Annotated in this window: 10 protein-coding genes and 1 pseudogene; 8 read left to right on the forward strand and 3 right to left on the reverse strand. The window is 62.3% G+C overall.

Annotation, left to right across the window (positions count from 1 at the left end):
• Positions 1 to 16: 16 nt before the first annotated feature.
• Complete coding sequence (locus tag C9427_RS07965) at positions 17 to 1456, forward strand: NAD(P)-dependent oxidoreductase (RefSeq protein WP_107648586.1); 1440 nt, start codon at positions 17 to 19, stop codon at positions 1454 to 1456.
• A gap of 142 nt (positions 1457 to 1598) precedes the next feature.
• On the opposite strand, the pseudogene C9427_RS07970 reads toward C9427_RS07965, so the two are convergent.
• Positions 1599 to 1970 (reverse strand): annotated as a pseudogene (locus tag C9427_RS07970) (LysR substrate-binding domain-containing protein); the annotation flags it as partial.
• A gap of 423 nt (positions 1971 to 2393) precedes the next feature.
• Between C9427_RS07970 and C9427_RS07975 the strand changes: the two are divergent.
• The 7 genes from C9427_RS07975 (at position 2394) to C9427_RS08005 (ending at position 11135) form a co-directional block, all read left to right on the forward strand.
• Positions 2394 to 5246 (forward strand): ATP-binding protein, encoded by a 2853-nt coding sequence (locus C9427_RS07975; protein ID WP_107648588.1) that lies wholly within the window; start codon positions 2394 to 2396, stop codon positions 5244 to 5246.
• A gap of 83 nt (positions 5247 to 5329) precedes the next feature.
• A complete protein-coding gene (locus tag C9427_RS07980) occupies positions 5330 to 5743 on the forward strand; it encodes a nuclear transport factor 2 family protein (RefSeq protein ID WP_107648589.1) in 414 nt (137 codons plus the stop codon).
• Positions 5744 to 6247: 504 nt separating this feature from the next.
• A complete protein-coding gene (locus tag C9427_RS07985) occupies positions 6248 to 7108 on the forward strand; it encodes an alpha/beta fold hydrolase (protein ID WP_107648590.1) in 861 nt (286 codons plus the stop codon).
• An 88-nt stretch (positions 7109 to 7196) separates the two neighbouring features.
• On the forward strand, positions 7197 to 8825 hold the full coding sequence (locus C9427_RS07990; protein ID WP_107648591.1) for a GMC family oxidoreductase: 1629 nt from the start codon (positions 7197 to 7199) through the stop codon (positions 8823 to 8825).
• Positions 8826 to 8921: 96 nt separating this feature from the next.
• Positions 8922 to 9674 carry an alpha/beta fold hydrolase gene (locus C9427_RS07995; protein ID WP_208636357.1) on the forward strand — a complete coding sequence of 251 codons (753 nt, stop codon included), beginning with the start codon at positions 8922 to 8924 and terminating at the stop codon, positions 9672 to 9674.
• 89 nt (positions 9675 to 9763) lie between these two features.
• The gene (locus tag C9427_RS08000; protein WP_107648593.1) at positions 9764 to 10264 is read left to right on the forward strand and encodes a DUF302 domain-containing protein; all 501 of its coding nucleotides are present in this window, start codon (positions 9764 to 9766) and stop codon (positions 10262 to 10264) included.
• Between the two features lie 79 nt (positions 10265 to 10343).
• Positions 10344 to 11135, forward strand: a complete 792-nt coding sequence (locus C9427_RS08005) for an alpha/beta fold hydrolase (protein WP_107648594.1) — start codon at positions 10344 to 10346, stop codon at positions 11133 to 11135.
• Between the two features lie 263 nt (positions 11136 to 11398).
• Here C9427_RS08005 and C9427_RS08010 read toward each other — a convergent pair whose 3' ends face one another.
• Together C9427_RS08010 and C9427_RS08015 are read right to left on the reverse strand one after the other, a co-directional pair.
• Positions 11399 to 12610, reverse strand: coding sequence for a pyridoxal-phosphate dependent enzyme (locus tag C9427_RS08010; RefSeq protein ID WP_342587239.1), 1212 nt, complete (start codon positions 12608 to 12610; stop codon positions 11399 to 11401).
• Entirely contained in the window at positions 12571 to 13680 is a 1110-nt protein-coding gene (locus tag C9427_RS08015; protein ID WP_107648596.1) for a DSD1 family PLP-dependent enzyme, read from the reverse strand. The genes C9427_RS08010 and C9427_RS08015 overlap by 40 nt, the downstream gene beginning before the upstream one ends.
• Between the last annotated feature and the right edge of the window lies 1 nt (position 13681).

Genomic DNA, 13681 nt, shown 5'->3' on the forward strand with positions numbered 1-13681 from the left:
TGCATGGGGAAACGACGTGACCGCGAACACCAATATACAGGCCGTGGAGCAGATCGACGCGCAAAGCGTCTACGCCGTGTTGATCTGTGATCTGGTCGGCCTGCGTTTCGGATCCGACGGCAAGCCTGACACGAGCGAGGTGCGCGCACATATCAAGGCCAAGGGCGGCCGCTTCCACCGGTCCGCGCTTGGCGACAAGGCGGATCTCGAACGGGGCCGGGTGCATTTCTTTTACCAGCCGGACCTCAGCACACGGGAAGAACTGATCGAAGCCGCCGGCGACGGGCGCTATGACGCCGTCATCGCCGCCGCGACCTTCCTGCCTGCGGAGACCGTCTTTCCGCTGGCCGGCGTGCGGATCGGGGCCGGCACCGGAAATATGGGCTCACGCTCGTGGGGCGGCGGCAGCGGCGAGGGCGGCTCCGCGGTGCTGATGAACACGCCCGGCATCAACAGTCGCGCCACGGCGCAGATGGTGATGAAGGCGATCCTGAAGGTGCTGCCGGATCTTCCGGTCGACGTGCTTCACGAGCGAGTGGCGCGCGGCGCCTTCGACACCGGCAGGGAGCTGCGCGATTTTCCGACGCAGAAGCTCGAAGGCAAGACGATCGCGATCATCGGCTATGGCAATATCGGCCGCGAGGTGGCGAAGCTCGCCCGCGCCTTCGGCATGCGCGTGGTGATCCACGCACGGCCACGGCACCGCGACTGGATAGAAGCCGAGGGCATTGTCTTTGCGCCAGACCTCGTCGAAGCAGCTGACGGCGCCGATGTGCTGAGTGTCCATGTCGGGTTGGGCCAACAGGATACGCAGAACGGGCGCTACGCCAATGCCGGGCTCATTGGGGCGGACGTATTGTCCCGCATGAACAAGGGCGCGGTGCTCGTCAACTACGATCGCGGCGAGCTTGTCGATGCAGCGGCACTTGGCGATGCCCTGGAGACAGGGCGGATTCGTCATGCGGCGGTCGATGCTGACCTATTCAGGGATCCGTCGACCGGCAGCCTCTCCGGCCCGATGTTGCCTTATCTCGATCTGGTCGAGCGGCATGGCGATAAACTTGAACTCCTGCCGCACGCCGCGGCCGATACGGATCACCCGTCGCGCGTCGCCGGCGCCAAGCAGGCCGTGGACCAGATCTTCGACGTCATCTGCCGCCAATCGGTGACCAACGCAAAAGGCACCGTGCCGCCGGGGTACCTTTCCCTCGGAGTAACCACGCCCCCCGGCATCGGGCCGGTAACAGCCGGCGACCTGTTGAAGCTGACCGCTCAGGAATGCTCCGACCTCGCGGATATCTGCAAGCGGCAAGCCCGGCTCTGGAACGCTCTTTCAAACGCGCAGCCGGACGAGCGCGGCAAGATCGTCGCCAGCCGGGGCGAGGAACTTGTCCGGCTGATAAATCGCCTTTGCGTTGGTGTTGATAAATCGAACCTCAGAGGGCCATATCGCTAAACTGATTTTTCCCGGATAGCGACCCAGTGGGGCAGGGGAGAAGTGCCATCGCCCGCTTTTTCGCGCATGACGGTACTTCGTCCACTGAAGCATTCGCCTTGGCGAATTCACGTAGTTGTCCATTGTCGGGACTCGACCGCGGCTAGCGACCATCAGGCGTTCCATTCCTCGCAAGTTCTGCGCAGAAATCCAGGAAAGCGCGGGCCTTGGCCGCCGGGTGGCGGCGGGACGGGTGAATGGCAAAAAGCGGAAAGGTCTCGTCCGGCCAGTCGGGGAAGAGATCAATCAGCGCGCCGCTTGCGATCCAGTGCCCGATGCCCAAAGACATGACCTGCGCCACGCCGGCTCCTGCAAGACGGGCCTGCAGCATGGTGTTGACATCGGTCAGCAGGAGCGGCCCGCTCGTCGGGACAGGCAGGATCTGTTTGCCGCGCTGGAATTCCCATTCGAAAGGCCGTTCCGTGCGGGGATTGCGGAACTGAATGCAGGCGTGATCGGAGAGATCCTCCGGCTTTTTCGGCTTGCCAACGCTCCTTCGAGGACATCGTTGCTGCCTTCAGGGCTGAACTCGGCGGTATTGAGGACGGCGCGATCCCGCGAGAGGTTACCGCTGCGACGAGCCACGCCGACTTCGAGACCCGCATCAGGGAATATGAGAGTCGAAGCGGTTTCAGGCGCTTCAACAACTGGCGAGATTCGTTTAGCCTATGATCTGCTCTATTGTCTGATGAGCCGGCTGCACGACGAAGACGCATCCGCCCCGGCTCTCAAACTGGATGCCATGCTCCGTGCCTTGGCGAACTCGCAGCTGGGACGGTCGCTTGAGATCGACAAAAACCAGCATTGTACAAGCGCCAACGCAGAGGTAGGTGAAATGGAAACTTCAGGCGGATGGATGGTGGGCCGGCACGCTTGATTGTTCTTTTGTCAGGGCTCCATGGCTTCTGGTGACGTGATCTCGTTCGGACCATACCGCCTGATCCCGGCGCAGCGCCTCCTGTTGAGGGGCGAGGAGGCGGTCGATGTCGGCAGTCGAGCGCTCGATATCCTCATCGCGCTTGCGGAGGCCACTGGTGAGGTCGTTGGACAGCGCCAATTGATGGCCCGAGCCTGGCCGAACGTCGTGGTGGGCGAAGGCAGCCTCAGGGTGACGATCGCGGAACTGCGGAAGGTGCTGGGCGATGGCCAGAGCGGTGGCAGATACATCGCGAACGTGACAGGGCGGGGTTATTGTTTCGTCGCATCTGTTGATCGTGCTGCAACGCAGCCGCCGATGTCGCTTCTGCCTCCGTCCGAGCCTCCTTTGGTTCCGAAACACAAACTTCCGGCACGCTTGGCCCGCATGATTGGCCGTCACGACGCCGTCGAGGCGTTGTCGACGTTGCTCACCTCGCGGCGTTTCGTGAGCGTGGTGGGGCCGGGCGGCATGGGCAAGACGACCGTCGCCATCTCCATCGCCCACGCCCTTCTCGACGAGTTCGACAACGCTGTTTACTTCGTTGATCTCGGCGCGGTCACCGACGCGAACCTTGTTTCCTGCGCTGTGGCCGCTGTGCTGGGTGTCTTCGTACAGGCGCAAGATCCTCTGCCCGGTCTCCTGGCCTTTCTGGCGGGGCGTCGGCTTCTGCTGGTCCTCGACAACTGCGAGCACGTCATCGACACTGCCGCTTCGCTGACGGAGCGTCTCTACAACGATGCGCCGGAGGTGTATATCCTCACCACAAGCCGGGAGGCGCTACGCGCGGAAGGCGAGCACGTTCACCTTTTGACGCCGCTGAATTATCCGACCGTAAGAGAAGACCTGACTGCGGCCGAAGTCATGGCTACACCCGCGGTGCAGCTGCTTATGGAGCGTGCATTCGCCAGCGGCTACACCGTGCCGCTAACAGACGCCGATGCGCCGACAGTGGCGGCTATCTGCAGCCGACTGGACGGGATAGCGCTCGCCATCGAACTCGCGGGCAGCCGGGTCGGCACTTATGGGTTGCAGGGCACGGCTGACCTGCTGAGCAATCGGTTCAAACTCCTATGGCAGGGTCGCCGAAGCGCCCCGCCCCGCCAAAAAACGCTGGCAGCGATGCTGGACTGGAGCTTCAATCTCTTGTCCGACCGGGACCGGCGCGTGCTCAGCCGCCTCTCAGCCTTCGTTGGCGTGTTCACGCTCGAAGCAGCTCAGGCTGTGGCGGCCGACGACCAAACCGATGCGATTGAGGTGGCTGAAGCGATTTCCAGCTTGATCGACAAATCGCTCGTTTGGGTCGCGCCGATCGGCGGGATCGCACATCATCGGCTGCTCGATTCCACGCTGGCCTTCGCAGCCGAAAAACTTGCACAAACCGATGAGGCGAACGCTGTCGCGAGACAACATGCCCTCTATTACGCGAATCGTCTTTCGAACAGCGCAGGCAAGGGAGTCGCAATCACCATTGAGGACGTGGCATTCGCCGGACCGTACCTGGGCAATATTCGCGCGGCCTTGGAATGGAGCTTTTCCGCCGCTGGCGAAGCGGCGATCGGCGTACAGCTGGCTGCCGGGGCGGCCCCATTGTTCTTTGATCTTGCCTTGTTCAGCGAATGCGTTCGCTGTTGCGAACAGGGCCTGGCTGCATTGCCCGAGATCGATGAAGGGAGCGCTATCCACCTGACGCTGCAGGCGTTCCTCCCCGCTTCGGCGATGTTTACCCGAGGCAACAGCGACGAAGTGCGCAGAGCCATCGAGGACGCGCTGAGCTTGGCCGAGGCACGTGGCGACCATGTGTATCAAATTCACCTCCTGGTCGGTATGGGCATCTTCCTCACCCGCGTCGGCGATTTCCAGGGCGCGCTCAGGGTCGCCCAACGCAGCATGACAGTCGCCGAGGCGACTGGCTCGCCTGGCGTTATCGCGACGGCGGAGTCGGTCTTGGGTGTCGCTTACCACTTGGTTGGAGATCAGATGGGCGCGCGGCGCCACTGCGAACGCGGCCTAACGAAAGCTGATGCCGCGGGCGCCGCGCAAGTTGCCTTCTTTGGCTACGATCATGAGATTCGCGCCCTGATCGCGCTGGCGCGCTGCTACTGGCTGATCGGGCTTCCGGACCGTGCCGCCGAGACCGCAACGCGGGTGACCGACTTGGCGACCAAACGCGATCACCCGGTCAATCTGTGTATGACTTTGATCTTCACGGCAACCGTATTTCTCTGGCGAGGCGACCTCGATGAGGCGGAGCAACTTGTGCGGCGCCTTCTCGATCACGCAGCGCGACACTCACTTGGCCCCTACCACACACTCGGTATGGCATTGAGCGGCGAACTAGCCATTGCGCGCGGCAATACGGCGGAGGGCGTAGCGCTCTTGCGGCGCTCTCTCGGAGTGTTGCAGGCGCAGAATCATCACACCCTGACGCCGGCGCTTCATATCGCTCTTGCTGAAGGCCTGATGAAGGCGGGGGAGGTCGAGGAGGCTGCGGCTGTAGTCGACGCAGGCCTGGTCCTGAGCGAGGCCTTCGGCGAAACCTTGAATGTACCAGACCTGCTGAGAGTCCGTGCGGAGATATGGCTCCAGACCACGCCCGTCGACCTGGCGGCCGCTGAGCGGGCTTTCCAGCTCTCCTTGCGGCAAGCAAAGGAGCAATCGGCCCTCAGCCTCGAACTGCGATCGGCAATGAGCCTTGCGCGGCAGTGGTCCTGCCGCGGCAAATCGGCGGACGCCGCCGACCTGTTGGAGGGTGTCTATCGGCAATTTGCGGAGGGATACCAGACAAAGGACCTGAAGCTTGCGGGTCAACTCCTGGCGGACCTCAGGCGATAACGTCATTTAACATCGGATAACATGCCCCCCGCCGCCTCCTCCTGCAACATTCGTTCGAGTTTACAGACAGGGCGTTTGTTGGCATGTCTCATTTCGATAAGCAGCGAGAGCCCGGGCCGCAGGATCCGCATCCGACTGCCTTGATCGCTGAGCTGCCGCCGTCGGTAGCGGCTTGCGTCCGCGCAACGAACACAGGCGATCTCGACGCATTGTTGGAGACATTCGTCGAGGACGCCCTGGTCAATGACCAGCTTGTCGACTACTGGGGCAAGGAGGCCATCGCGGCTTGGGCGGCGCGCGATATCATCGGCGAGCGATTGTCACTCGAACTCGTTAAAACGGTCCAGCATTATGGGCATTCGATCGTGACCGCCCATGTGGATGGATTGTTCGACAAGCGCGGGCTGCCGGATCCTCTCGTGCTTGCCTTTTATTTTTCATCTCACGACGAAAAAATCGTTCAGCTCATCATTCTGCGCAATCAATCTGGCATCTGATGAATGTGCCGGGGCGGAGGCGAACCCCTGCTGGGCGTAACCTGGAGTCGCCCTCGGACGTGCACGTTTGACGGTCTGTCGACTTAGGGCTTGGGATTGAGGTAGAGGCGACTCCGGATGTCCGGACTACTCCGGCGGCCGTCGTCCTGTTTCGGGCGCCCTGCACCTTGAGCGCGCCGCAGACCCTTCGAGGATGACGCGCCAGGCGGGCGAACGCAACGTTGGCGCGGGGCCATGCCTCCACATGCCCTTCTCGGGACAATGGCATTTTCGCCGGCTGAATTGGATCAGCCAAGCGGCCAGTAAAGAGCATCGCTCCAAACTTCACATGATGATCTGGCTGCTCCGGAAGTGTTCAGCCCATGCCCAATCATCCCGAGCTATTTGGATGACAGAACTTTGCACCAGCTTACGCCTCGTAACACCCCGTCCGATAGCCATCATGCCATTCTCTGCCGTGCCGCTCTGAACGAGCGATTTACTCAGAGAGTCTGTGAGGATGACATGACGGAACTCAACGCCATAACCCATAAGGGTACCACGCTGGAAACCGCGCCCACCCTATACATCGAAGGCAGCGGCATCCGCTTCGCTTATCGCCGGCTCGGCCCATCGAACGGAACGCCGCTCATTCTGCTGCAGCACTTCTCGGGCAATATCGACGCCTGGGACCCCGCTGTCGTGAACGCGCTGGCTGTCGATCGTCCCGTGATCGCCTTCGACAACGCCGGCGTCGGCCGCTCCACCGGCCAAACCCCCGACAACATCGCGGCCATGGCCCGCGACGCCGTCACCTTCATCGGGTTGCTCGGCTTCTCCAAGGTCGACCTGCTCGGCTATTCTCTCGGCGGCTGCGTCGCCCAGCAGATGGCGGCCGAGCACGGCCCGCTGGTCCGCAAGGTGATCCTCGTCGGCACCGCGCCGCAGGGCGGTGAAGAGCACCTGCTGGCGGTCCTCAAGGAGGCCTTCTCCCAAACCGAAACGCCGGATCCGCGGCTGCCGCTGTTCTTCACTCGGTCGGCCGACGGCCAGGCCGCCGGCAAAGCATTTCTGAACCGGGTCTATGCCCGCAAGGAAGATCGGGACACCGACAGCGGCAGCGCCGTGACCGATCCGCAGGCCAAGGCGCTGATCACCTGGTGCGCCACGCCGGATACCGAACATACAATCTTGCGCGCGATCACCCAACCCGCCCTCGTGGTTAGCGGCAGCGACGACACCATGCTGCCGGCGGACAACGCCTACGCGATGTTCAGGGCTATGAGCAACGCTCAGCTGCTCCTGTATCCCGACTCCGGCCACGGTGCTCTCTTCCAACACCACGCGTTCTTCGTGAGCCACGTCCGCACCTTTCTGGACGCCTAGCCGAGAGCGAGAGCGCTCGACCGGGCCCACCACGCGACCAGGCCGTTCAATACAGGCTGGCGCGGGATTCCCTTTTTTGGAGTGGAACATGAGCAAAGCATCATCTCATGAAAGTCTCGACGCGGAGTTCGCCCGCGAAGTGGAAGAGAACCAGCTGCGACTTCGCGCATCTCTTCGAGCGACCTACGACTTCATCGTGTGCGGATCCGGCTCGTCCGGTTCGGTCGTGGCGCGGCGTCTGGCGGAAAATCCGGACGTCTCTGTGCTGCTGATAGAAGCCGGGGGGAGCGACAACGCTCCCGAGGTGGAAATGGCGGCGGCGTGGCCGCTGAATCTGGGCAGCGCGCGCGACTGGGGTTACACGGCCTTGCCCAATCCGCACCTCAACGGGCGCGCCATCCCGATGAGCATGGGCAAGGTCTTGGGGGGAGGATCAAGCATCAACGTCATGCTCTGGGCTCGCGGCCACAAGACTGACTGGGATTATTTTGCCGATCAGGCCGGCGATCCCGCCTGGAGCTATGACTCCGTTCTGAACATCTATCGCGAAATTGAAGACTGGCAGGGCACGCCGGACCCAGCCAGACGCGGGCAGAATGGTCTCCTTTACATCACGCCCCCGATCGAGTCGAACCCCGTCGCGGCCGCGATGCTCGACGCGGCCACCGAACTCGGCATCCCTTCCTTCGACGATGTGAACGGCGCCATGATGGAAGGGCCCGGCGGCGCTTCCTACTTCAACCTGCGCATTCGCGACGGTCGGCGGCAGTCGATCTTCCGTTCCTACACCTTCCCGGTGATGAACCAGCCGAATCTGACGGTACTGCCCGGGACCCTGGTCACGCGCGTGATCGTCGAACGGGGAGCGGCGATCGGCGTGGACTGCACCTCCGACGGTCGGAGTCACCGTTTCCTCGCCTCGAAGGAGGTGGTTCTGTCCCTGGGTGCCATCCAGACCCCCAAAGTATTGATGCAGTCCGGCATTGGCGATGCTGAGGCGCTGGCATCGTTGGACATCCCGGTGATCCAACACCTTCCTGGAGTGGGCGCCAACTTCCAGGACCACATCATGGTCTCGAGCTGCGTCTGGGAATATCCGGAGCCGCTGCCTCCCCATGGCAACGGAGGCGAAGCCACCATCTTTGCCAAGAGCGCACCGGAGTTGGACAGTCCTGATATCCAATTGCTTCAGATACAGTTTCCCGTCGTGACCCCCGAGCTCGCTGGGCGTTACACCACCCCGGCCGGATCCTGGGGGATATTTCCGGCGCTGCTGCGTCCGCACAGCGTGGGGCGTCTGCGCCTGACCGGTGCCAAACCCGACGATCCGGTCCAGATCGATGCGCAAATCCTTTCCGATCCGGCTGACCTGACCGCGTTGCGGCGGTGTGTGGAGCTTGCGCGGGAGGTTGGCAACTCCCAGGCGCTTAAGGGCTTTGTGAAGCGCGAAGTCATGCCGACGGCACTCACCTCGGCCGCCATGGACGACTTTATCCGCGACGGCGTGACGACCATCTGGCACCAGAGCTGCACTGCCAAGATGGGGCAGGACGACATGTCCGTCGTGGACAGTCGTCTCAAAGTCTACGGCGTCGACCGCCTCCGTGTCGCAGACGCCTCCGTGATGCCCCGCGTTCCTCTGGCTAACACCATGGCGCCCAGCGTCATCATTGGCGAGCAGGCGAGCAGGGCAATCGCCCGTCAACATCGATTTTAATCCCATCCTTCAAATCAGAGGAACCTGTCTATGAAACTTATAGCTCACTTTACGCAGGCGGCATTTACCGCGCTGTTGGCTCTCAGCGCCATTGGCATGTCGATCCTGCCAATCGGTACCGCTTCGGCCGCCACGTCCGAGCCGACGAAGCCCACCATTGTCCTGGTCCACGGTGCGCTGGCGGACTCATCGAGCTGGGACGGTGTAATCTCCAAGCTTCAGGCCGCCGGATATACGGTCATCGCGGCTGCGAACCCGCTTCGCAGCATCAAAAGCGACTCCGACTACGTGTCCGGTATTGTCAAGAACGTCAAAGGGCCGGTGGTCCTGGTCGGCCACTCGTATGGAGGCTCGATCATCACGAATGCCGCGACCGGCGCCGACAATGTCAAGGCCCTGGTCTATGTGGCGGCCTATGCGCCGGAAGCTGGCGAGAGCGCCTTCGATCTCACTGGCAAATTTCCGGGAAGCATCCTGCCTGACGCGCTGGCGACGCCGATTGCCCTCGCCGACGGCGCCCATGACCTCTATATCCAACAGAATAAGTTCCGGTCTGTATTCGCGGCTGATGTTCCCGAGAAGCAGGCCGAGCTCATGGCGGCCACTCAGCGCCCCGTGACGGATGTCGCGCTTAAGGGAGCCTCCGAGGCGCCGGCCTGGAAAACCATTCCATCGTGGTTTGTTTACGGTAGTGACGACAAGGTCATCCCGCCGGCCGCACACGCCTTCATGGCGCAGCGTGCGGGTGCAAAGGAGACCATAGTCGTGAAAGGCGCTCCCCATGTCGTGATGGTCTCGCATCCGTCAGTTGTGGCCAAGCTCATCGAAAAGGCCGCGACCGCGAGGTAAGGATTGCACACCCATGTCAACCGCCCCTGGCCAACGCTGTAAAGATCGTGGTTGGCCAGAGGTTACCAGCAAGCCAAGAGGAGGTATCCATGATCGACAGCTTTACCGTTCAGCACTGTGAGCATGTAAGCCGGCGTTCCTTCGACGATGTCGTGGCTGCCTTCGAGGCCGAACTCGGTAACTTCGGGGACCCCACCATTATTGCGCGCGAAGTCGCCGCGGCGACCAGCCCAGCCGACTTCGAGTCCCGCATCCGGGCCTATGAAGGTCGAAGCGGCTTCATGCGCTTCCTGACGAACGACCATGGCGCCTGGATGGCCAGGGTGGGTGAGAACGCCAGGATTCGATCATACATCATCGGCAACCCGATGGTGGCCAAGACCATGATCACGCATGACTTGGGTGTCGGCCTGAATGTTCCGGTGAGGGTCCTGATCTTTCAGACGGCAACCGGCGAGGTGCGGTTGGCATACGATCTGCCCTCGTCGCTGATGAGCCGGCTCAACAACGATGACGTCACCGCCGCGGCAATCATGCTGGACGCGAAGCTTCGCGCCTTGGCGGAACTCGCAAGTGGGGTGCCCGCCTGATCCGGACGGATCGTCTTTTCGATGGTGATCCCGCCGCCGGCGTAGTGACACCGCAGGATTTTTGCCAAGAACTCGTACAATGGAAGGAAGACAGCTCATGATCAACCGGCGTACCTTCTCGACCACGGCGGTTGCCGCCGCCGTCGCTTCGCTCATCGTTGCGCGCGGAATGGCCGCAACCCCGGCAGCGCTTGTGAAGGCGCGCAATATCGTTCTCGTGCATGGGCTGTTCGCTGACGGCTCCTGCTGGTCCGAAGTGATCGCGCGACTGCAGGCGGCGGGACTCAATGTCACCGCTGTGCAGAACCCCCTCACGACGTTACCCGAAGCGGTCGCCTCCGCGCAGCGCGTGTTGGCGAGGCAGGATGGCCCGACCGTTCTGGTCGGGCATTCCTTTTCCGGGATGATTGTCACGGAAGCCGGCATGCATCCCAACGTCTCGGCCCTCGTCTATGTGGCGGCGCGAGCGCCGGACGCGGGCGAGGATTACACGGCGCTGGCCAAGACATTTCCGACACCACCCGCATCCGCCGGTATCATCTTCGACGGTGATGAAGGGCGTTTGAGCGAGGCCGCTTTCCTGCGCGATTTCGCTGGCGACCTGCCGGAAGAGAAGGCGAAAGTGCTCTATGCGATCCAGGAACCATTCCACAAGGCGCTGCTCACCGGCAAGACCACGCAGGCGGCTTGGCGCTCGAAGCCAAGTTTCTACGCCGTTTCAACGGAAGACCGCACAATCAACCCCGATCTCGAACGCTTCATGGCCAAACGCATGGGCGCGAAAACTATCGAAGTGAAGTCAAGTCACCTGTCGTTGATCTCCCACCCCGACGAGATCACGAACCTCATCCTGGAGGCCGCCGGGGATTAGTGTGCCCCCGTTGGCACGTGAGCCTATCGACCGAATCAATTCCGTCGCGGCCGCTTCCCTCTCGCGTGTGGTTTTTGCGACAGCGCCGCATTCGACGAGGTATTTCGCCGCGATTTGCATCTGGAGCATGGGATCGGCGACACCTTCTGGGTCGCTCGTGGTGAAGGCGTCGGCAGCGACGCGGTCCGCGATAATCGTTGTCAGGATTGGGCGCATTCGCTTGGCGCACGCCTCTTCAATCTGCGAACTCCGAGAGTTCCCGGTTAAAGCGGTCTGGATCCTCGATGAATGGAGTGCCCCACGCCCTCGTGGGCCGCAAAATCCTTGAAACCATGTCCGGTCACAATGCAGACCACGGTATCAGTTGATCCAATCGTGCCGTTCATGAACAGATCCCGGGCCGCGGCAAGAGAGGCCGCCCCCGTCGGCTCGCAGAACAGACCGGCCTTGCGCGCCAGGTCGATCATCGCCTCGCGAATGCACTCATCGCCGACGGCATACGCAACACCCTTGCTTGCGCGGACAAGCGAAAGCGTCAGACTGCCTTCCTCGGGATAGCCCAGCAACGGGTCCGAAATGCCGGACGCGATCGTTTTGGGGTTCTCCCAGCCGTCAACGTCGATTTTTCCGTCCTTGAAGGCTCTCGCTATCGGAGCACAACCTTCGGACTGCGCCGCGATCAGACGTGGCACTTCGCCAACCCTATCCATAAAGCCCTGAAAGACGCCTTTGACCAGCGGCCCGGAACTTGTCGGGATGGCGATCCAGTCGGGCACGATGCGTCCCATCTGCTCATGGAGTTCCTGCCCGACCAGCCGCAAGGCATCCACGCCATAAGGATTGAGATAGGTCGTGGTCAGATTTGCATAGCCGGTCTCGGCGCAGAGTCGTTTGGCATGCTCAAACGAGTTTCCGTAATGGCCGGGCACCTGCTCAAGCGTGGCGCCATAGGCGACAATCTGCGCCAGCTTGCCACGCGGGGTCGCCTCCGGGCAGACGATGATAGCGGGAATTCCCGCATTCGCGGCATAGCAGGCGGCAGCGGCGCCGGCATTGCCGCTCGACGCGCTGACGATACCAGTCGCGCCAAGCGCGATCGCCCGGCTCAACGACGCCGCCACGAGACGATCCTTGAAGGAGCCGGATGGATTGCGGGTTTCGTCCTTCACCAGAAGCCGCCCTTTGAAGCCGGCATGGAGGAGATCGGGTCTGAGTTCCCGAAGCGGCGTGCCGCCCTCTCCAAGCGTAATGTCATCCGCGACGAAGTCGGCCCTGAGCCAGCCGCGGCCCTCCGGCTTTTGACGTACAACCTCCAATATGCCGCCGCAGTCGGGGCAGCGGTAGACCAGTGTTGGCGCCAGGGTGGCATCGCAAGCGATGCAGCGTAGGCTCAGGTCCTGGGGTTTCGTTTCGGTCTTCAGAGGAACAGCAAGCGTCATTGCATCATTCCGCGCGCCGCGACAGGAAAGACGCATTCGACCCGCTTGCCGCGCATGCCGACATACCAGTCGTAGCGGTCGACCGTTGGATCGCAATGGCCCGGAATGAGGCGCAGCGTTTCGCCGATGGCAAGGCTGCCGGGATCCGAACGCAGGACGAGCGAACCGTGCTCATCGGATGCGCCGACATAGTCGATATCCTGTCTGGCGTGAATGAGAGGAAGCCCGCTGTCGACGGCAATCCCCTTGTGGCCGCAGTCCAGAACCGCGATGCCGGGACGGGCGGCACTCATGACCGTGCTCAACACGAACAGCGATTGTTCGAAATCGGGAGCGGGACGATTTCGTGCATAGTCGGCATCCATGAACACATAGGAGCCGGCTTGCAACTCGTTGTAGACGCCGCTGGCTGCCTCGTGGGCGAAGGTTCCCGTGCCTGCGCCGCCAACGACAGCGCATTCCAGCTTTTGCTTCCTGATTGCGGCGACCGTATCCGCCGTTCGCGCCGCAGCCTGGCCGATCGCGTCGCGCCGTTCCTCTTCGGTGCGCAGGTGCTGGGCGCGCCCTTGATAGGATTGCAGGCCGCCGAACACCAGATGGCGGCTTCTCGCTATGCGTACCGCCAGTGCCGTGGCCGGCTCGCCGGGCTCCACACCGCAGCGGCCGCCGCTGACGTCGATCTCGACCAGCACGGTCAACCGCGTGGCAAAGGATTCGGCAACTGCCTCGATCTGGTCGACCACGATCGCGCTATCGGCACAAAGCGAAATCTTCGACATCCTGGTCAGCGCGGCCAGACGCGCCAGCTTGCGGGAGGAAACGACCTCGTTAGAAACGAGGATGTCGCTGACGCCGCCCCAGGCAAGAACCTCGGCCTCCGCTGGTTTTTGCACGCACTGGCCGATGGCCCCCCTGGCGATCTGCCAGTGGGCGATGACGGGGGACTTGTGGGTTTTCGCGTGAGCGCGCAACCGTACCCCTGCGTTGCGGCAGAATGCGGCCATGCGGTCGAGATTGCCTTCCATGGCATCGAGATCGATGATGAGGGCAGGCGTATCGATATCGGCTTCGCTCATTCCGGGTTCGGCAGGGGGGCGTTGGAGCATT

It is taken from the genome of Mesorhizobium helmanticense, from assembly GCF_003034915.1.
Taxonomy (GTDB): Bacteria; Pseudomonadota; Alphaproteobacteria; order Rhizobiales; family Rhizobiaceae; genus Mesorhizobium; species Mesorhizobium helmanticense.